15 protein-coding genes are annotated in these 19,257 nt (G+C 52.1%); 9 read left to right on the forward strand and 6 right to left on the reverse strand.

Annotated features, from left to right (window positions below; genetic code table 11):
• Positions 1 to 533: 533 nt before the first annotated feature.
• The gene (locus tag SH449x_RS04585; protein ID WP_482380143.1) at positions 534 to 1,433 is read left to right on the forward strand and encodes a cation diffusion facilitator family transporter; all 900 of its coding nucleotides are present in this window, start codon (positions 534 to 536) and stop codon (positions 1,431 to 1,433) included.
• 114 nt (positions 1,434 to 1,547) lie between these two features.
• Here the strand turns inward: SH449x_RS04585 and SH449x_RS04590 are convergent, their stop codons facing one another.
• From SH449x_RS04590 to SH449x_RS04605, 4 genes are all read right to left on the reverse strand, one after another.
• Positions 1,548 to 2,057: a GNAT family N-acetyltransferase gene (locus SH449x_RS04590; RefSeq protein WP_482380144.1), complete on the reverse strand. Its 510-nt coding sequence runs from the start codon at positions 2,055 to 2,057 to the stop codon at positions 1,548 to 1,550.
• Entirely contained in the window at positions 2,054 to 2,335 is a 282-nt protein-coding gene (locus SH449x_RS04595; protein ID WP_482380145.1) for a type II toxin-antitoxin system TacA family antitoxin, read from the reverse strand. The genes SH449x_RS04590 and SH449x_RS04595 overlap by 4 nt, the downstream gene beginning before the upstream one ends.
• A 290-nt stretch (positions 2,336 to 2,625) precedes the next feature.
• Positions 2,626 to 4,539: a sensor histidine kinase gene (locus SH449x_RS04600; protein ID WP_482380146.1), complete on the reverse strand. Its 1,914-nt coding sequence runs from the start codon at positions 4,537 to 4,539 to the stop codon at positions 2,626 to 2,628.
• Positions 4,536 to 5,900, reverse strand: a complete 1,365-nt coding sequence (locus SH449x_RS04605) for a sigma-54-dependent transcriptional regulator (RefSeq protein ID WP_482380147.1) — start codon at positions 5,898 to 5,900, stop codon at positions 4,536 to 4,538. Before SH449x_RS04605 ends, SH449x_RS04600 begins: the two co-directional genes overlap by 4 nt.
• 191 nt (positions 5,901 to 6,091) lie before the next feature.
• Between SH449x_RS04605 and SH449x_RS04610 the strand changes: the two genes are divergently transcribed.
• Positions 6,092 to 7,369, forward strand: a complete 1,278-nt coding sequence (locus tag SH449x_RS04610) for an efflux RND transporter periplasmic adaptor subunit (protein WP_482380148.1) — start codon at positions 6,092 to 6,094, stop codon at positions 7,367 to 7,369.
• 14 nt (positions 7,370 to 7,383) lie between these two features.
• Here SH449x_RS04610 and SH449x_RS04615 read toward each other — a convergent pair whose 3' ends face one another.
• Complete coding sequence (locus tag SH449x_RS04615) at positions 7,384 to 8,214, reverse strand: SDR family NAD(P)-dependent oxidoreductase (protein ID WP_482380149.1); 831 nt, start codon at positions 8,212 to 8,214, stop codon at positions 7,384 to 7,386.
• A 49-nt stretch (positions 8,215 to 8,263) separates the two neighbouring features.
• On the opposite strand from SH449x_RS04615, the gene SH449x_RS04620 reads away from it, so the two are divergent.
• On the forward strand, positions 8,264 to 9,319 hold the full coding sequence (locus SH449x_RS04620) for a transaldolase family protein (RefSeq protein ID WP_482380150.1): 1,056 nt from the start codon (positions 8,264 to 8,266) through the stop codon (positions 9,317 to 9,319).
• A 59-nt stretch (positions 9,320 to 9,378) separates the two neighbouring features.
• On the opposite strand, the gene SH449x_RS04625 is transcribed toward SH449x_RS04620, so the two are convergent.
• Positions 9,379 to 10,788 carry a hypothetical protein gene (locus SH449x_RS04625; RefSeq protein WP_482380151.1) on the reverse strand — a complete coding sequence of 470 codons (1,410 nt, stop codon included), beginning with the start codon at positions 10,786 to 10,788 and terminating at the stop codon, positions 9,379 to 9,381.
• A 351-nt stretch (positions 10,789 to 11,139) separates the two neighbouring features.
• Between SH449x_RS04625 and SH449x_RS04630 the strand changes: the two genes are divergently transcribed.
• The 6 genes from SH449x_RS04630 (at position 11,140) to gcvH (ending at position 19,246) form a co-directional block, all read left to right on the forward strand.
• Entirely contained in the window at positions 11,140 to 12,729 is a 1,590-nt protein-coding gene (locus SH449x_RS04630; protein WP_482380152.1) for a hypothetical protein, read from the forward strand.
• A gap of 713 nt (positions 12,730 to 13,442) precedes the next feature.
• Positions 13,443 to 15,323, forward strand: coding sequence for a 2-oxoacid:acceptor oxidoreductase subunit alpha (locus SH449x_RS04635; RefSeq protein ID WP_482380153.1), 1,881 nt, complete (start codon positions 13,443 to 13,445; stop codon positions 15,321 to 15,323).
• A gap of 85 nt (positions 15,324 to 15,408) precedes the next feature.
• Positions 15,409 to 16,428, forward strand: coding sequence for a 2-oxoacid:ferredoxin oxidoreductase subunit beta (locus tag SH449x_RS04640; RefSeq protein ID WP_482380154.1), 1,020 nt, complete (start codon positions 15,409 to 15,411; stop codon positions 16,426 to 16,428).
• Positions 16,410 to 17,594, forward strand: a complete 1,185-nt coding sequence (locus tag SH449x_RS04645) for a hypothetical protein (RefSeq protein WP_482380155.1) — start codon at positions 16,410 to 16,412, stop codon at positions 17,592 to 17,594. Before SH449x_RS04640 ends, SH449x_RS04645 begins: the two co-directional genes overlap by 19 nt.
• Positions 17,595 to 17,742: 148 nt before the next feature.
• Positions 17,743 to 18,858, forward strand: a complete 1,116-nt coding sequence (gcvT, locus tag SH449x_RS04650; protein ID WP_482380156.1) for a glycine cleavage system aminomethyltransferase GcvT — start codon at positions 17,743 to 17,745, stop codon at positions 18,856 to 18,858.
• 4 nt (positions 18,859 to 18,862) lie between these two features.
• On the forward strand, positions 18,863 to 19,246 hold the full coding sequence (gcvH, locus tag SH449x_RS04655; RefSeq protein ID WP_482380157.1) for a glycine cleavage system protein GcvH: 384 nt from the start codon (positions 18,863 to 18,865) through the stop codon (positions 19,244 to 19,246).
• Positions 19,247 to 19,257 lie beyond the last annotated feature (11 nt).

The raw sequence follows: 19,257 nt of genomic DNA on the forward strand, positions 1-19,257 counted from the left end.
TGGGAAATAGGTCCATGGGAGTGGTACCAATAGGGACCATGAGACGCACACTTAAAAGGAGCCATGGGGCGAGAACAATGACGACAACCAAAACCATCGAATTCGACCAAGGCAACAAACGTGCCACTGCGGAATTCCGTGGCGATTTCGTCCGTAAAGTCACCAGATTTAAAAGTCCACGGGGAGTGAATAAGGGCTTGGAGGGCACTTAGGGGAGGTGGCAAACCATTCCGATAAGATTGCGCCTTTGTAGAGAAATACCATTCATCTGTCGCGACCTAATGGCTATTTCCTTCGTCGGGAAAGCGAGTGGGCAAATTACCTTGTCGACGATGGACTATCCAGGCATTTTGCCTGGACACTCGAGCGTGGTCATATTCTTCGGCGTACAGATGTCGATACGGGGAGCGTTCTGGCAGGGTTGGCTTATGGTTCTAAAGCAAGAGCGGAAGATTGGCATGCCATCAAGATCGACGTTTCGGCTTGTTCATGGTTGCCTATCGGAAATGGGGCAACGTAGATAAACTGCACGAATGGCAAAAGAGGTATTACAACAGAACACGTTGATCGGACTAGTGGCTAGCTTGGTGCTGGCCATGATCAAGCTGATCGCTGGAATCGCCGGACGATCCAGCGCATTGGTTGCCGATGCAGTGGAGTCTGTCGCGGATACCATTGGTTCGATACTCGTGTGGCATGCTTTGCGAGTTGCAGCGAGACCTCCGGATTTGCGTCACCCCTATGGATACGGTCGCGCCGAAGCGGTGGCTGCTCTGACGGTAGGTGGGATGCTAGTCGCGGCCGCTTTATTCATCCTCATTAAAGCATTTCTTGAGATAATCGTTCCTCACGAACCACCGGCTGCTTGGACCTTGATCGTTCTCGTAGCTGTGATAGCAGTGAAAGAAGTTTTGTTTCGCCTTGTGATGCGAGGCGCTAAACGACATGATTCTGATGCAGCAAGAGCAGACGCATGGCATCACCGAGCCGATGCCATTACATCGGCAGCCGCATTTGTGGGTGTTTCGATCGCGGTTTGGGGACCGCAATGGACAGGAATCGACGCTTTGGTGCTGGCCGATGAAGCCGCAGCGATTCTTGCAAGTGGCATTATTCTGATTACTGCCGTTGGATTGATTCGTCCCGCGTTGATCGAATTGCTCGATGCAACCTCAGAAGAACTTTCTGACAACATCAATCGGATTGCAACGGGAATAGAGGGTGTTCGGTTAGTCGAGAAAGTCTACGTTCGCAAAAGTGGTTCAGGCTACCATGTCGATATGCACCTCCATGTCGATCCAGAGTCATCCATCCGCGTTGCCCACGCGCTAGCTGGCAAGGTTAAATCGGTGCTAATGAAAGAGATTCCAAGTGTCGTGGGGGTTTTGATCCACATCGAGCCTGCGGATGACGATTCTGTCTCAGAGAACTGAGAATTCTCGAAGGTATCATGCTGGTTGAGGCTTGGTAACAGAATCGGGAATTACGCGAAAGGAATTGGAACGACTTAGATGGAAGTAGAGTCTGCGCAAACGCCGGTTGACCTACTAAGAGTCTATTTTCAGCTTTCGCACCTCGTGCATCGGTAAGAAAAGGTGCTTGTCGTCGTCAAGCAGTGAGCGAAATCCGAATTTCAAGTAAAATGTGCTTACATTATCATCGATCGCTTCAACCTCAATTGCGAGTATCCCCACCTTCTCAGATATCTGTGACGACCTTCGCAGAGCATCGATTAACAGAAATGCTCCCAGTCCTTTGCCTTGGTAACTTTGATCAACTGCTAGCCGACCGAGCAAAATTACCGGGATATCTAACTGCGGCATCCCCGTAGACTCTGGATGGGGCAGAGCATCAAAAAGCACCCGGTGCGTTGACAGTGCGTAGTACCCGAGCACGCGATTCTCATTTGCAAGAGTAGCTACGAACGTTCTTGATAAATCACGACGGTCATACTGACCAGCTCGCTCCTTGAGCCAACCATCAAGTACCGAGTTTCCACAGCAGAAGCTCGATCGGTCGTGGGCTTTGTTGAGCCGATGAATAAACCAGCTGGTCATTCACCAACCTGCTTCTTATAACGCTTGGCGGCCCTTAAAAGAGCTTCGTTCGGCCTGCTCGACTCGTCTTTTAGCATGGCTGCAAAGATCTCTCGATCCCTCTCGCTGAGCCGGGTCATCTGCTGCTCATTCAAAACCTGCCGAGCTGCCTGAATAAGAGTCGAGGTTGCAAAATCACTTACCGATTGCCCCAACTGAGCGGCTGCATCTTCAATAGTCTTCTTTAGATCACTGCTCAGACGAAAATTGATTCGAGCATCGAGGTTACTGGTCGACATAATTGTGAATCCTACATAGTTGGGGGAGTATGGCGATTGGCAAATAAAATCCTGAGGCAACTCGCCAAAATTGCCTATTAAGGTGGTACCTTATAATCTGCCGCTCGCCCCCCTCCTACACACACAATCGCAGACACAATTGTACGTCAATTCGCCACTTTCGTCAAATTTAAAATACATCCGACTCCTACGTTCAACTGATGATAATTTAGAAAGGGCAGGCCGGAGGCTGATTCCTAAGGATCAAGTAAGCACACCGAATAGCGGGATCCCCAACTCTGGCCTGAAAGTCATGGGACTGCGAGTCTGATCGCAAACCTGGCCCCTCGGCCGCTCTCTGGCTGGTCGCAATAGATTTCGCCCCCGTGTGCGAGCATGATTTCGCGACAAAGATAGAGACCGATTCCTGTGCCTCGAATCTTCCTGTCCTGCGATTCCTGTTGATTCTCGACGCGGAAAAACTTCTCGAAGATACGCTTTTCGTACTCAGCTGGAACCCCTGGTCCTTGATCGGAGATAATAACCTCGATGCCGCGTCGAGGTTCGGTGCTAGTATTTGCAATAAGCGAGGAATAGCTCTTTTGTATTGGGGCAGCTTTGATCTCGATGGTAACGACGCCACTTTCTGGTGAATACTTGATCGCATTCTCTAAGACATTAGCCAAGACTCGTGACAAGCGAACTTGATCACCCCATATATTCAAAGGATTGGGCAGCCCCGGTTCCTCCTCCCTTTGAAGGCGGATACTCGCGTCGTCCAAACGTGTTCGCAGACTGCTGACCGCACTGTCAATCAGTACGCGTAGATCAATCAGTGCAAGATTTAGTCGCAATTGCCCGGCCTCGACGCGTGTCACATCCAATAACTCTTCGATCGTCAGACCTAATTCCTGGCACCCGGCGACGGAGGCATCGAGAAGCTGCTGAAGCCTCGGCGACAGCTGAGGAATTTCCTCTGCAAGCATCAGCAGACTCATGCGGAGCGAAGTCAGTGGTGAATTCAGCTCGTGCGAAGCGACTCCAATCAATTCGCTCCGGACTTCGTCTAGTTTCGCAAATTCGGTAACATCATCCAGAACGGCCACTGCTCCATACTTATCATGCTGGAAGTTCGGTATGGCCACGGCGGTGAGAGTAAAACGACGCAAGCGACCGTCCCATTCAAAGTTCAACGTCTGACTAAAGTCAAAACCTCGTTCCGGAACAATGGTCCCGGTCAACGCTGCTCTCACGATACTCTTTTGATCATCCGAAAAAGGTAGCTCGCTTAGAGACTTGGACGATTCAACGCGTTTAGCCCTCAAGATCTTCTTTGCGGGAGGGTTCATTGCGACAATCGATTCATCGGGAGCAAAAACAAACACAGCGTCTGGCAATGCGTTGAGCGTTGCTTCTAAAGTTGTTTTCGCAGCTAACAAATCTCCAAGACTAGATCTGCGATACTCTGCGAGAGCTTCGGCCATTCGATTGAAGCCAGATGCTAGTTGCCCTAATTCGTTTTTACCAAAGTGGTCAACACGCAAGTCGTAATTACCTCTACGAACCTCATCTACAGACCGCGTCAGCGCCCGAACAGGTCCAAGCACTGAGCGAGCTAACCAAACAGCAACCCCTATTCCTAACAGCACGGTCAACACGGATACGATTGCAACTAGTCTAATGCCATGTCCTGATTCATCACGAGCTTGAACCCCAGCTTGCTGCATCGATCTAAAGTTGGCCTCGCGCAATAGTTCGCACGCAGAAACGGCTCTTCTCAGAAGAGGATTGATTCGGCGATGGTATGTCTCCAATCCATCTAGGGAGCTTTGTCGCGACAGAAGCTCGTCTCCTGCTGCTCGGTAGGCCTTTATCTCCTCGTAAAGTTCGGAAGCTAAACGTTGCTCTTCTTGGTCACTTCCCTGTAGGCGAGTGAGTAACCTTGCGTAGCTAGCGTCCCCCCGATTTCTTTCGGTTTCCAAGTTTTCACGTGCGCGTTGATCCGCGCCGCTGAGAAATAGCAATAACGCATCATCCTCGCGTTCCAGAGAACTGTGGAGCTCAGCGCTCAAGTCCACGATTTCCTGGCTCTCACGAAGGGTGGCATTGACGACTAGATTCATTCTGCGAAAAGCAAGACCGCTCCAAAGACTGCTGCCAATGGTGGCTGCCACCAGCAAGGAGCCCGCAAGTAAAAAACGTGTTTGAAGGTTTTGAGCGATCATGTCAGCCCGTACTTTTTCCGTTTTCTTTGCAGTGTCGTTACGTCAATCCCCAAAATGCGAGCGGCCGACTCAAAGGACTCTGCGTCTGCGACTATTCTGGCGATGTGCTCACGCTCGATTTGTTCGAGAGAGATTTTTGCTCCAAGAGTGATGCCATGGGCACCCCCTCCATTGGGTCCCGATGACAAACTATTGGTTACACCTAAGTCGGCTGGCTCAATCACAGTACCTGGACATAAAATAACAGCGCGTTCTACGGCGTTACTTAATTCTCTAAGATTACCACGCCACGCATGCGATTCGATGGCAGACTTACTAGCGGCGGAGAACTCCAAGTTGCTCCTGCCCTGTCGTCGCTTAAAAAAATGCAGAAAATGATACGCTAGGGGCAAAGCATCCTCTAGTCTCTCACGCAGGGGGGGAACAGTCAGGGTGATTACGTTCAGCCTGAAAAACAGATCTTCTCGAAAGCGTCCGCTGTGTACGTCGTCTTCCAAACTGCGGTTTGTGGCCGCGATCAACCTCACATCGGATTTCCGTTCCGTGGCTTCGCCAACGCGTTCATAGGTCCGATCGTTTAGAAAGCGAAGCAATCGAGCTTGTGCATCAGGTGTCAAATCCCCCACTTCGTCCAGAAAGAGCGTCCCTCCCTCCGCTTCCTGTACCTTTCCGACAGAATCTGCAACCGCACCGGTGAAGGAACCTTTCTTGTGTCCGAAAAGGACGCTGGACATTAGTTCGCTGGACAACAGAGGGCAATGGACCGTAACAAAAGATCCCTCGGGTCGGCGACTCTGACGACGAATCCAGCGAGCCAAAACATTCTTGCCCGTGCCACTCTCGCCTCGCAACAAGATGACCGCATCGGATGCTGCTGCACGCAGGGCCGTTTGGAGAAATGTGGAATAGGTGGGACAGCAAGTTTCAAAGCTACTTTCCTCTTCGGATTCCTCGAGCCGGTCTTGAAGTTCATTGACTCGTCTGCGGAGAAGATTCGAGGTCACCACCCGTCGCGCTGCACCGCGCACTTGTTCGGGCGTGAAGGGTTTGGGCAGATAATCCACAGCCCCCAGTTTCATCGCCTCGACTGCCGACTCATAGGTGGCATAAGCAGTCACCACAATGATACCTACGTTTGGCTGTCTTCTGAGAATCTCAGGAATCATAGACAGCCCTGAGTCAGCCCCAAGCCATAGATCTAGGACGACGAGATCGAAACCGGACCGTTCGAGCAGTTCCAAAGCCCCCTGTTTGGTTCCCACGCAGTGAACGCGGGCCGTCTCTGCCTCCAAGCACAGACGGATCGACTGTCGTATCGCGGGATCATCATCGATGATCAAAGCTGTCCATTTTGCGTCCATTGTTGTTATTTTCAACTAGTTTTGGCATGTCTGAAAGGCAACGACTTCTTTGAAAATTTCCTCTTCGGGGCATCTAGGCAAGGTTTCGGAATTGCGTCCCCGAGCGGTCTGATAACAATAGAGCGATCGTCGCGATTGTGTTCCACCGCAGTTCTGACTCGAATCCCCTCCCGCTTGCTTTCTAAAGTTCCATGATCGACCTTGCGACCGGGCTTGAATCCCGAAGACCAGTTTCCCTCGCTGCTAGCCTCGCCGCTGTTGCACTTCTTTTCTTCTTGGGTTGTGACAAGTCTGCAGACAACCCGGTAGCAAGCCAACCCGTTGAGGCCGTGGTCTACGGCGAATTGCTCCGGGTGGATTTGGTGCCCTGGGCGACCACCACCAGGAGTCAGGGAAGTTTGGTCGCTGACGAGACAACGACTCTGAGTGCGAAAATTGCTGGAAGGGTCGAGAGTATCTATGTTGATATTGGCGATTCTGTAGAACCAAGCCAGGTTCTTGTTCAGCTCGATCCTACGGACTTTAGGCTGCTCGCGGAGCAATCCGATGCGCAGCTTCAGCAGGCCAGGGCAGCGGTCGGACTGGGAATGTCGGACCCTGTTGAACAACTAGATCCTGAGAATTCCCCCCCAGTTCAGGAAGCTAAGGCACTTTTGGACGAATCGATTCAATCGCTAACTCGATTGGTCATTCTCGCAACGGGTGACGCTATTACCAAGTCGGATCTCGAGCTTGCGGAGTCGGCTGAGCGAGTTGCTCGTGCACGCTATCAATCATCCCTAAACGCAGTTCGTGAAAAGATTGCGATGATTTCGGTGCAAGCTGCTCAGCGAGATCTCGCTTACGAACAACTCCGTGAAACCAAAATCACCAGCCCTTTTGAAGGAGTCGTGCAAGCCAGGATGGTGGCACCAGGAACGTTTGTCCAAGCCGGGCAATCGCTTTTAGCAATCGTCCGAAACAAGCAACTTCGCTTTCGCACAAGCGTTCCCGAGAGGTATGCTCACATGTTAAAATTGGGACAGCGACTTACTATCAATTTTGATCTCAGCAGACAAGTTCGGGAAGGAGTGGTTTCTCGCATCAACCCTAACCTAGATCCTACCAATCGGTCGCTTGGATACGAGGTCGATCTCGATAACTCTGACGGTTCCTTGCGGAGCGGTTTATTCGGGGAGGCAGTCATCGAGCTCGATCCCACAACAACAACGATTGCTGTTCCTCAGAGGTCAATCCTGCGTTTTGCAGGGGTAGACAAAGTTTGGAAGGTCAACGAGCAAGGGGAGGTATCCGAAAGAGTCGTTCTCTTAGGGGCCAAACGGGGCGATTTGGTTGAAATTAGAAATGGTTTGAGTGAGGGAGAAACGATACTGCTAGATGCGTCGCTCGGGACAAAAGGGAGGTGGGCCGGTGAAGTCGAGCGAATTGCAGACGAACGACTCGGAGAGAGCCAGCAGACCGAACCGTAAACGGGAGCCCGAGATCAGAGATTTTCTTGAACATAGGTTGGATGTGCGATGGAATCCGTCCCGCCTCCCGCATAAATGCTTCTCCCGCCATCCACGGGCAAGCAGACTCCGGTAATAAACTTTTGTTGGGTGAGGAAAAACGCTGCTTCCGCCACGTCTTCCGCTGTACCGAGCCGTTTGAGCAGGCAGTCTTGAGCAATTTTAAAAGCATGCTCATCGGAGATGGATTGATCCAGCATTACCGGCCCAGGCAAGACGGCGTTGACTCGAATGTTCGGGTTCCGACTCGCCAGTTCTACTGCAAGCGAGCGTACAATCGTTTCTATCGCACCTTTACCTACAAAATAGGGTGCAAAGTTTAGGTAGGGCCTGACTACAGCCCAGTCTCCAATCAGGATGATCGAGCCCCCCTGCGGTTGCTTGACCATGGCCAAACCTGCTTTTTGGCTACAGAGAAAGGTCCCGAGCGAATTGATTTCGAATTGCGTTCGCACATCATTGGGGGTGATCTCCTCCAGCGGCTTCCAATCCCAGACAGCGGCCGAGTTAACCAATACATCGAGCCGTCCAAAACGTCCGAGAATCCTCTGGACCGCTGTCGCGGCGAAATTAGTTTCGGCCAAGTCACCTTGGATGAGCAGCGTCTCCACACCCAGATCCGTTAACTCCTCCGCGAAAGCTTTGGCTTTATCGAGGGAACGGTTTGCATGAACCACGATGTTATAACCGGCCGCCGCAAACCGTCGTGCAATTTGCTGCCCAACACGCGCAGCACCGCTGCCAGTTACCCAAGCGACGGGAACTCCTGTAGAATGAAGTGGGCTATCGTATTCTGGCTTTTGCATTCAATCTATCAACCCGGTGCCGCAGGCGCTCCTTTTAGAGGTTTATTACGTGTCAAATCAATCTATCACATCCCTGATCCAATCGGGAACGAAGCTCTATCTCGATTCCATCGATCCTGCTCTCGTCGAGCAAAACCTCGAATGGGGGGCGGTTGGGGCGACCAGCAATCCCATCATCGTCTCTGCACTGGTGCGTTCAGGACGGTTTGACGATTCTATTGATAACTTTATAGCCATGGGGCAAGACGACGAGACCATATGCTGGAACGTGACGGATTCGCTGGTTCGAGAAGCCCAAGACAAATTTCTCAGCGTATGGGAGCGGACATCGGGCAATGCCGGTTGGGTGAGCTTTGAGCTTGACCCTTTACTGGAGGATCCCGCGTTAGGCCTGACTCACGATGAGCGAGTCGAACGATACGTAGAGCTCGGCGAGCACTGGTCGCGCGGACACAAGAACCGAATGATCAAAGTGCCAGCGACACCGGCCGGTTTAGATGCATTGGAGTCGCTCGCTGCTCATGGCGTTGCATTGAACGTCACATTGATCTTCACCAAACGGCAATATGACTTGGCGCGCGATGCCGTGTGGCGTGGGGCGGCTAAACGCTCTAATCTGGATGGATTTAAGAGTGTTTACAGCATCTTCGTTTCCCGGATTGATCAATACACGGCCGAGAAGCATCCAAATCTTTCCAGCGAAGCCCAGGGGGAATATGGCATTCTCAATGCCAAGAGGTTGTGGCAAAACAACCGCAGTTTTTGGAAATCTCATCCAACTCCACTGGAGCAAGAAATCATTTTCGCCAGCACCGGGACAAAGAATCCTGCGGACGTTCCGTGGAAATACGTTGCGTCACTGGCGGGATCAGATATTCAAACCAATCCTCCTGAAACCAACGCCGCTGTCGCAGCTTCGGGGCAACAGTTTGTTTCACAGATAGAGTCGATGATCCCCGAGAGTGTCCAGGCGGAACTGGATGCAACCATCGATGTGGCGGATTTAGAGCGTGTTCTGATGGAGCAAGGAGTCGCAAAATTCGTTGCTCCGCAGAAACAATTGTTGGAAACAATCAAGCAAAAGCGGCGTTTGAGTGTCGGGTAGTTCGGCCAAACCCGCGCACTAATAAGAGCAATAGCCCCTCGAAAGTTAACCTCGAGTGATTAGCGGTCGGAATTGCGGGGGCCACGACCTCGATGTCGATCTCGGTCTCGACCATGCGAATTCCGTTGGTGATTGTCCATGTTCGATTGGAGGATTCCATCTAATGCTTCAATCCATGATGGAACTTTGATGAATTTCTTTTCCGATTCGTCAGCTTCCATTCGCGCGGAGTCATCCGAGTTTGGTCTTGTACGCCCAGAGGACTTTCTACCTCTCCGCGGATTTCGGCCTCGACGAGGTCCCTCCTCGCTTCGTTCGGCATCTATGCTGTCGCTCACCTCGACAAACAACTCGTCATCTTCGAACGAGTCAACATCTTCCGCGTCTTTGAGGCCTGCACCGAATCCCACCTCTTCTAAGCGTGGCGCTCTCGTGGGTCTCGGGTTTCGTCGTGCAGGTCTATCTCCTGCATCGTTTGAATCAGAAGTTCGATCGTGTCTGTCTTGCCTTCTCGCTTGGCCTCGAGGTTCTACGACGGACTCATCGGAAATCGAATCCCGGACCGGTTTGCTGCGTTCTGGGCGATCACTTCCGGTCGGGGTGCGCTCGCTTCGGTCACGACGAGGTTGGTCACGTCGTCCCCTGCTTTCTCGCGTGGGCGATGATGCAACCTCTACGGATTCAACATCGATACCGGTTTCCGAGTCGTCTGATCGACCTCGGCGAGGAGCGCGGCGTGGGGCTCGCCTTTCAACCGGTCCGTCTGCGTCATCTGCGTCATCTGCGTCAGGCAGGGAGACTTGAGCGGCTGGCTTTGGCAGGCGTTCCGTGCGATTCCCGCGAGCAGGTTTTGCGGGGGCATCGGAATCGATATCGGCGATCGGCTCCCTCCTGCCGCTACTCTTTTCCCGACTGCGGTCCCGACTATCCTCGGTTTTACGCTCGTTTCGATTTCGTTTCCTGTCACCAAACGATACGATGGGTTCGTCGGTGGTTGACGAAAAATCATCAGCTTTCGTCGTGGAGGCAGCACGTTCTACTGACTCCTTGACGGGTTCGGGACGTCCTTTGCCTTCGTCCCAAAAGCTGGGTTTGCGGCTCTTTTTCGAGCCTCGCGAATGCGCATCTTGTTTGGGTTCGAATTCAATCTCGTCGCCGGCGATTCTCTGCGTAGGAGTGGATCCAGTGGGTTCCGAATCGCTGTTCGAATCAACAGTCGATGAGGTCTGAATGCCGAAAAACGACGTAACTGCGTCCCAGCCAGAGCGCAGTTTCGATGGCTCCTTTGCGACCGATTTCGCCACTTCCATTGCGGGGGTAGCGGATTCTTCCTGGCTGGCAAACTCTTTGGTCTCCGCCAGTTTGGGCTCAGAAGTTTTTCTGGGAGCCGTGTCCGCCCCTTTCTTGGACTGGGGCGAAAGAGAGGGAGTACCTAGTAAATTTGCCAAACTGTTCCAATGATCCGACATATATGCAGTTCGATTAGGCTGTTTTTCTGAACAACGCAGTGAAAGTAGAATGTTTAATATCGCGGCAGCCCGACTATCTGCCCTTCGCTGAACGGTTGTACGCTGTTCATCGGCAAAAGGCGTTGTCTGATAGTGTGCTTCCCTACAAAATCTCCCCAAGTTTAACAGCAAGCCGCAGCTTTGAGGATAACATCTTCCCATCTGCCGACTGAATTCCTCAGGAAAACCGAAGCTTCTTTCGGTTTTGAGGCCAAGAAAGTTGACAGCGGGGGGGGCGAGGCCGTAATCTGGATAAGAGTGTCGGAATAACCTGGCTTGGTCGGGTCCTCTTTTCTTTTGATGGGTGATGCCGTGCATTGGAAATCTTTCACAAACCGTTTGCTACTTGGACTTGTCATTGCATCGGGCACTGTAGTCGCGAATCCGATTTGCCGTGAAGCTTCTGCGCAGAATTATGTGGAGTTGGCTCCTGCGATTTCGCAACAAGAAGCGGGACGGTTGGCAAAAGAGAGATCTAGAGCATTTCGAGGCGAGGCTGACTTAAAGCCCATTCTGGAATCCTATTCGAAGTACCTGATTCCACGCCTGACACAGGGAAGCATCCCCAATCAGGGGGCAATCAACATGATCCGCACCGCTGTTTTGCAGGATATTGATGCCGCTTCCAAGAACCAGAACGTTGGTAAAGAATTCAATGCAGAACTCAGGAAGATGCTTCAGCCCATCGTTGAGAATAAACCATTGGTAGGACTGAGATCTGAGGATGTCAATCTCAAGCAGGGGGAGGAGTACTACCCTGCGAGCCGCATCAACGCGATGATCATGCTTCTCGCGATGAATGAATCCCCGGCAGTAGGCTTAAAGCCGCCCGTTCCTGAAAAGGGCATGCAGCAGTTGATAAACAACCTCCTGAAAGAGCCAAAACTAGACGCCATAACCTATCTTGCTCTTCAAGGTGTCCAGAAGCAGGTGCGGGTTGATGTTGCGGTAGCCAAGGGAGCGGAGGCCTCTGCGCCGGCACGGCATGTCACGGAAGCGGGAAGAGCCGCGTTTGTTCAGTCCATAACGAATCTACTGGATGCCCCGCAGCCCGTTTTTCGTACTGCCCCTGCCCAGGAAAAGCTACGGGAACAATGCTTGGTAACGTTGACGATGATCGCGTCAACTTCGGTTGCCGAGGCTCCGTCGGGAGTGAAGGCGGCCGAGCAAATCCTCAAGCAGGTCACGGAAATACTGAACGACGAGACAACCTCGGAATGGATCAAGGAGACTGCGTGCAGGTCCCTCGGCGTAGTCAGTTTTGAGCAGCAATCCGAGGAGCAGGTCGAAAAGCTTTACAAAGCATTTGCCAAGTATGGGATCAAATCCATCAAGGATTGGAGAGTTCGAGTTGCTAGTTCTACTGGCTTGAGCAGTGGCGGCATGGGAGCCGGTGGGGGGTACCCTGGAGGCGGAATGGGTGGCATGGGAGGAGGACCTGGAAGCGGCTATGGTGGTGGACCGGGAGGTGGAGAGAGCGGTGGTGGTTATCCCGGCGGTATGGGAGGTGGGGCGGGAGCCTCGCAACCTCGACAATCGCAGCCAGTGGAGGTCAAGAACGCTCGCCGTTTGGCTCACCAACGATTCGAAGCCTTGCACCTAGCAGCAAACGGAAAATCCCGCAAATGGCCCGCCAATCATCCGATGCTAAAAGTTCAAGATAAGGAACTGGGATTAGCGGCTATGCTGAAGGGTAACCAAACGCAGGCACCACTACTGGCCGAATTGATTGAAAAAATCGAATTATGCCAGGAAAAACTTGGGGACGAGAAGCTGATGTCGCTTGCCGAGCTGACCGGCAGTATTCGCAAACCGATAGCGGAACTGCGGGTGGCGTTTGAACTTTTTTCCGGTGAGCGAGAAAAAGAAGACCTTGGGGCAGGCATCGAGCTAGACGAGTAGGGCTCTGAGCTGCCCAAACCAAATATTGGATGTTTAGCTAGGTCGAGCAGTTTTTCAATTAACCTAAGTGTTCCGTTTGCAGGAATCCGTTCCGGTGGGGCACGCCCAGAGGCATTGCGATGGGCGTGGCATTGCTGTTTCTCCTCCAACCCCAAGCCCCACCCGGTTCTACCAAAACTCCAGCCAATCCGAACACTCGAGCAGTAATGCTAGGAAGGCACGCGTTAAATCACGCCCTTCGAAGATTCAGGGCCCTCCCACCCAAAAATCAGGGATGCGTCTCTCCGTTCTCCCCCCATTGGTTCACCAATGTTTCGTCATGGCAACGGGAGCCGACAATCAAAACGGCTAATACCGCAGGCTTATAAGCCTGTATTAGGGCTGCTGCGACCTTGATTCGACTGGATAATTAGAGAAGTTGCGTCGGATACGCACTTTTTGAGATACTCAAGGTTGATGTGTTTTGTAAAAATACCCCAAAGCGATTTAATCGAATAATTCGATATTACCGCTACAGTTTCTCAAGCGGGGATCCGAAACATTTCCCACCGTTGGGGCTGTTGCACACCGCCTATCCGAACGGTAGGTGTGCAAGGCGTAACTGTTTGCTCTCCAATAGCTAGCGGCACAAATTGCCGACGAAGGACATGGAGAGGGAAACCGAAACTTAATTTCTTCGCATGATTTTCGTGCACTAAAATAACTGATCTTTGATGACCACCGAAGCTAAAAGCAAGCCTGTAAAGTCCGTCAGCGGAATCACTGTTCGTCTAGCTGGAGATTCCGGCGACGGAATGCAACTCCTGGGTACTCAGCTCACCAACACCTCAGCGCTGCTGGGCAATGACGTGGCGACCTTTCCTGACTTCCCCGCCGAGATCCGTGCACCGCGAGGAACTAGAGCTGGTGTTTCTGGATTCCAAGTTCAATTCGCATCTCATGAAGTCCACACTCCCGGGGACACGCTAGACGCGCTGGTAACAATGAATCCAGCAGCATTGGTGACCAATTTGAGCGATCTCGTCAAAGGGGGCTTGCTGATCGTCAACGAGGATAGCTTTGAGGAGAAAGACCTAAAGCTAGCTAAGCTCAAGACAAATCCGCTCGAGGAACCGGCGATGGAAAACTATCGCTTGATCAAAGTCCCGATGACCCGTCTCACGAAAGAAGCGGTTCAAGAGTTCGGGATGAGCGTCAAGGAAGCGGATCGTTGCAAAAACTTCTTTGCGATGGGGTTGGTGTACTGGCTTTACGGTCGCAACATGGATGCGACGCTTCGGTTTATCCATGGCAAGTTCGGTGCGGGCAGTCCGACGGTTGCGGCGGCGAACGAAAAAGCGCTGCGGGCTGGCTGGGCTTTTGGCGAAACGATTGAGGGGATTGGGCACTCTTACAACATTGAACCCGCCAAGCTCAAGCCAGGCACTTACCGCAACATAATGGGCAACCAAGCCTTGGCATGGGGATTGATGACGGCGGCTCAGCGATCCGGCAAGGAGCTTTTCTACGCCACGTACCCTATCACCCCGGCGAGCGATGTTCTTCATGAGCTAGCCAAGTACAAGAACTACGGCGTGTGCACCTTCCAAGCCGAAGACGAGATCGCAGCCATGTGTTCTGCCATTGGTTCTGCTTACGGCGGCCAGATGGCGGTCACAACCTCTAGCGGACCGGGTATTGCTCTCAAGGCAGAGGGAATGGGGCTGGCATTAATGCTTGAGCTGCCGATGCTTGTGATTGATGTGCAACGAGGCGGACCGAGTACTGGGCTGCCGACGAAAACCGAGCAAGCTGACTTGTTACAAGTCATGTTTGGCCGCAACGGTGAATCGCCTCTTCCAGTCTTAGCAGCCCAAAGCCCGGCTGACTGTTTTGAGATCGTCCAAGAAGCTTGGATGCTAGCGACAAAGCTTATGCTACCAGTCATAGTTCTCTCCGACGGTTACATCGCCAACGGAGCGGAACCGTGGGCGATCCCCAATGTTGCAGACATGGTACCAATCGAGGTGCAGCACCCTCAATCATCAAACAACCCAGACGGTGCGTTCCGACCGTATCAACGGGATGAGCTTCTCGCGAGACCATGGGCTATTCCCGGTACTCCTGGGTTGATGCATCGCGTGGGAGGTCTCGAAAAAGAGGACGGGACGGGCAACATTAGCTACGACCCGGACAACCACCAAAAGATGGTGAACATTCGAGCTCAAAAGGTAGCCAACGCGGCAAAACTTCTACCACCACAAAAGGTCATCGGACCTCAGAGCGGCGAATTGTTGGTGCTCTCCTGGGGCGGAACCTACGGGGCATGTCTCACAGCGACTCAGCAAGCTCAGGCCGAGGGTCGAAGTGTAGCATTAGCCCATATTCGGTACATGAATCCGTTCCCGAGCAACTTGGGCGAGATCATTTCTCGCTACGAAAAAGTGCTGATCCCAGAGCTTAACATGGGACAGCTACGAATGTTGATAAGGAATCGTTATTTGGTGGATGCCATCGGTTTTAACAAGGTTAAGGGCAAGCCGTTCGCCGTGACTGAGCTCACGGAAAAGATTGCCGAGCTAACCAAATCTGCGTCTCACGCCAAGGCTAGCTAGCTAGAAGGCGAGCTTTCGGCCCGCCTGCCCATGCGGTATCAACCAACATCCAACAAGAACATCTAACCAATTTTATCCATAGATCATGAGTACTGCATTACCCGTCCTTAAGTCGGCTGATTTCGAAAGTGACCAAGACGTACGTTGGTGCCCAGGATGCGGAGACTATTCGATCCTGGCACAGATGAAGAAAGTGTTGCCTGAAATCGGTATTCCTCCCGAGCAAACCGTTTTTGTCTCTGGCATCGGGTGCAGCAGTCGTTTCCCTTACTACGTCAACACATACGGGGTTCACTCGATCCACGGACGAGCACCCGCGATTGCAACCGGGCTCAAACTCTCTCGTCCTGACCTGAGCATTTGGGTAATCACAGGGGACGGAGACGCGCTAAGCATCGGTGGGAACCACTTTGTTCACTTGCTTCGACGAAATGTGAATCTGAATATCGTTCTGTTCAACAATCGGATCTACGGCCTAACCAAGGGACAATATTCACCGACCAGCGTCGAGGGGCAAGTAACCAAGAGCACTCCTATGGGAGCGGTTGACCATCCGCTCAATCCGATCAGCATTGCTGTGGGTGCAGACGCCACCTTTATCGCTCGCTCGGTCGACAGTAATGTAAAGCACTTGGCTGCCACCTTGAAGCGTGCTGCGGCCCACAAGGGGACATCGTTCGTTGAGGTCTATCAAAACTGCAACGTGTTCAACGATGGGGCTTTTTCTTATGCGCAGGACAAATCGACTCGGGCTGACACTACGATCGAACTGGAGCACGGCAAGCCGATGATTTTCGGGCAAAACCGAGACAAAGGCATTCGGCTCAACGGTCTCGATTTAGAAGTCGTGGACTTGAACGACGGCAAGGTTAAGGAAGATGATTTGCTGTTCCACGACGAGCAAGCCAATTCGGTGCTCGTGTACATGCTAGCTCGCATGAGGCATCCTGAGTTTCCTGAGCCGATCGGAGTATTCAGGGCCGTTGCAGAGCATACTTTCGAGGAAGCTGTTCGCGGTCAAATTGATCTGGCTGTTGCGAAGAAAGGCAAGGGGGACTTGCAGCGTTTGTTCAACAGCGGCGACACATGGCAAGTTTCTGCTTAAGCACACTCTTCAGAGTTGCATTACGTGGAGCATTTGTGGCCTTGGTGTTCTGCACCTCGGCAGTGAGTGCTGACGATCTTGAAAGCAAAAAGACCCGCTGGCTAGATTTGCTAGAAGAGCAGCTCGCTGAGGTCGATGAAGCAAAGAGGCAGATTGCCATAGGAACGGCTATCTTTGCGTTTGTCGATGGCGGGCGTGGTGAAGTTGCTGAACAGATCGCGATGCAGCAGGAAGATCTCGATTTCCGGTATCAGCTGCTAACCGGAATTGCTCAATCGCTTGCGAAAAATGGCTCTTTGGATAGGGCGACGGCAATCCTTGACAGCATCATCGACTCGCAGTGGAACGAACGGGCGAGCCACTTTGTTGCGACCGAGGAAGCAAAACTCGGCCAGATCGAGCAAGCGGAACTGCTGCTACAACGAGTCAGTCACGAAACCTATAGAATTAGGATCGTGTCAGCGATATGCGAGCATCTTATTAGCACAAAGCGTTTCGATGAAGCGCAGCAACGCGCGGAGGAACTAGCAGATTCGTTTTCTAAGGATGAGCTTGTTCGAGCGATTGAGAACGCGAGGCGAGGCCAAGTTAACCTCTTGGAGCAGATCTCAGAGTTATGGCAGCCTTATATTGGTATGTTGTTGATGCTCTCCGAGGAGGAAAAATTCAAAACCGCCTTGGCGGCGATTGTGGCCGCTCAGGCTCAGGATCGTGAGAGGGTAGTCGAGTTAGTTGACGAATGCGTTTCCGATCTTAATCGTACGCGTAACACTTCACTTAAAATTCAAACGTCACTTCTCCTCGCAGTTGCACTCGTGGAGATCGGAGATAATACAACGGCTTCCAAAACGGTGGATACAGTGATCGAGGTGCTAGATCGTGACAGACGTGGGCTAGCCAGTATGTCTTGGAGCCCGATTATATTGGCAATTCTCGTGCGGTTGGAGAGGCAGGAAACTGTGGACGCAGTGGTAGAGGGGCACCGTCGCAATCAAGAGGCAGGTGATGAGCGATTCGATTTAAACTATTTACTACTGTGGCTTGGGCAATCCTTGATTGAGAACGAAAGGATCGAGGAGTTCGAGACGCGACTGGGTGGCTTGAAAACTGCTGAAGAACGATGTTTCTTTCTGATTGGTGCGATTTGCGGCGCGAAGTCCGCTTAGGGGCTTTCGGCTAAAGAATAGGCTCGCTTCGCACACGATTTCCCGAAGAGTGGCGTTTTGTCCATTTTCAAATGCTAGAAAAAATTCGCGAAAGGGCTACACTTCTAGCCTGCGTAAGTCGATCACGGTTCTTTTTCAAGGCAATTTCATGAATGCTCCCCTGGCAGTAACTCCACTTCATTCTTGGCACCAACAGAACGGTGGGAAATTGGTGGAGTTTGCCGGGTATGATATGCCAGTTCAATATGAGGGCATCGTTGCCGAGCACAATGCCACCAGGAAAGCCGCTGGTCTTTTCGACATTTCGCACATGGGGCGATTGCGGTTTGACGGGCCGCGAGCAGATCAGCTTCTCGACCATCTTCTGACACGTCGGGTAGTCGATATGGAAGTTGGCCAAGTTCGGTACTCTCTCATGTGCAACGAAGAGGGAGGAATATTAGACGATGTTTTGGTTAGCTGCTTGGAGAGCCCCAGTGGCAAAGTTTACTTTTTGTTGGTGGTAAACGCGGGCAACCACACCAAGATCGTCAATTGGATCAAGCCTCACTTGGCGGATTTTCCGGACATCGAATTTTCTGATTCTACGAGCTCAACCGCTATGATTGCTGTGCAGGGGCCGAAGGCGGTTGAAATCACAAAGGGGTTGTTTCCTGGCGCGATCGATTCGCTCGGATATTACCGCGCCAAGGTAACCAACCAGATGGGAAAGCCGTGTATTGTTTCCCGAACGGGATACACGGGCGAAGATGGATTTGAGTTAATCGTACGGGCAGAGGATTCACAGAGAGTCTGGGAGAACTTGCTTTTGGCGGGCAGGGATCAGGGAATAAAGCCTGCCGGACTTGGAGCTCGCGACACATTACGCCTCGAAGCAGGCATGCCGTTATATGGACATGAGTTGGAAGAGAACATCGATCCTTACAAGGCTGGTTTAAAGTTTGCCTGTAATCTTAAGGATCGTAGCTTCATTGGATCGGAGCAGATGGCTATTCTTTCCAAGGGGGCATCAGAACAGGTGCGAGTTGGATTAGTGCTGACCGGCCGGCGTGCGGCTCGACAGGGTGCCGAGGTTCTGGACCAAGACGGGCGATCCATTGGTAGCGTGACGAGCGGTAGCTTTTCTCCAACGCTAGACTCTCCTATTGCCATGGCCTACGTTAAAGCGGAGAACGCGACAGTGGGCACATCGGTCGATATCGACATACGAGGCAGCAAAGTGGCTGCTACGATTTCTCAATTGCCTTTTTACAAACGAGCTTAGCAAAATGACGATTACTCCAGAGCAACTACTTTACTGCGATTCGCACGAGTGGGCTCATGTTTCTGATGGTGTTGCCACGGTTGGGATCTCCGCATTCGCCGTTGCTGAGCTAACCGACTTGGTATTCATGGCGTTACCAAAGGTTGGCCAAAGCGTTAAAGCTGGTGAAGAGTTCGGCGAGGTAGAAAGTGTGAAAGCGGTGAGCCCCATGTATAGCCCGGTCTCGGGGGATGTCGTTGAAGTCAATAACGACCTTGTGAACAAGCTCGAAATTCTAAGCCACGATCCCTACAACGAAGGCTGGATCATGAAGGTGAAGATCGCCGATGAAGGAGAGCTGAGTCGGCTTTTGAGCTATGAGAAGTACAAAGCTCAAGTCGGATCGTAGGCTCATTGTGC

The organism is Brakhagea baltica, from assembly GCF_052161605.1.
Classification (GTDB): Bacteria; Planctomycetota; Planctomycetia; order Pirellulales; family Pirellulaceae; genus JBKCUI01.

Excerpts from the sequence above, each read along its gene's own strand:
- SH449x_RS04615 (WP_482380149.1), bottom strand. The coding sequence starts at position 8,214 with ATGCAAAAGCCAGAATACGATAGCCCACTTCATTCTACAGGAGTTCCC.
- SH449x_RS04645 (WP_482380155.1), top strand. The coding sequence starts at position 16,410 with ATGGCAAGTTTCTGCTTAAGCACACTCTTCAGAGTTGCATTACGTGGA.
- SH449x_RS04600 (WP_482380146.1), bottom strand. The coding sequence starts at position 4,539 with ATGATCGCTCAAAACCTTCAAACACGTTTTTTACTTGCGGGCTCCTTG.
- gcvH (WP_482380157.1), top strand. The coding sequence starts at position 18,863 with ATGACGATTACTCCAGAGCAACTACTTTACTGCGATTCGCACGAGTGG.
- gcvT (WP_482380156.1), top strand. The coding sequence starts at position 17,743 with ATGAATGCTCCCCTGGCAGTAACTCCACTTCATTCTTGGCACCAACAG.
- SH449x_RS04585 (WP_482380143.1), top strand. The coding sequence starts at position 534 with ATGGCAAAAGAGGTATTACAACAGAACACGTTGATCGGACTAGTGGCT.
- SH449x_RS04595 (WP_482380145.1), bottom strand. The coding sequence starts at position 2,335 with ATGTCGACCAGTAACCTCGATGCTCGAATCAATTTTCGTCTGAGCAGT.
- SH449x_RS04610 (WP_482380148.1), top strand. The coding sequence starts at position 6,092 with ATGATCGACCTTGCGACCGGGCTTGAATCCCGAAGACCAGTTTCCCTC.
- SH449x_RS04635 (WP_482380153.1), top strand. The coding sequence starts at position 13,443 with ATGACCACCGAAGCTAAAAGCAAGCCTGTAAAGTCCGTCAGCGGAATC.
- SH449x_RS04605 (WP_482380147.1), bottom strand. The coding sequence starts at position 5,900 with ATGGACGCAAAATGGACAGCTTTGATCATCGATGATGATCCCGCGATA.
- SH449x_RS04640 (WP_482380154.1), top strand. The coding sequence starts at position 15,409 with ATGAGTACTGCATTACCCGTCCTTAAGTCGGCTGATTTCGAAAGTGAC.
- SH449x_RS04625 (WP_482380151.1), bottom strand. The coding sequence starts at position 10,788 with ATGTCGGATCATTGGAACAGTTTGGCAAATTTACTAGGTACTCCCTCT.
- SH449x_RS04590 (WP_482380144.1), bottom strand. The coding sequence starts at position 2,057 with ATGACCAGCTGGTTTATTCATCGGCTCAACAAAGCCCACGACCGATCG.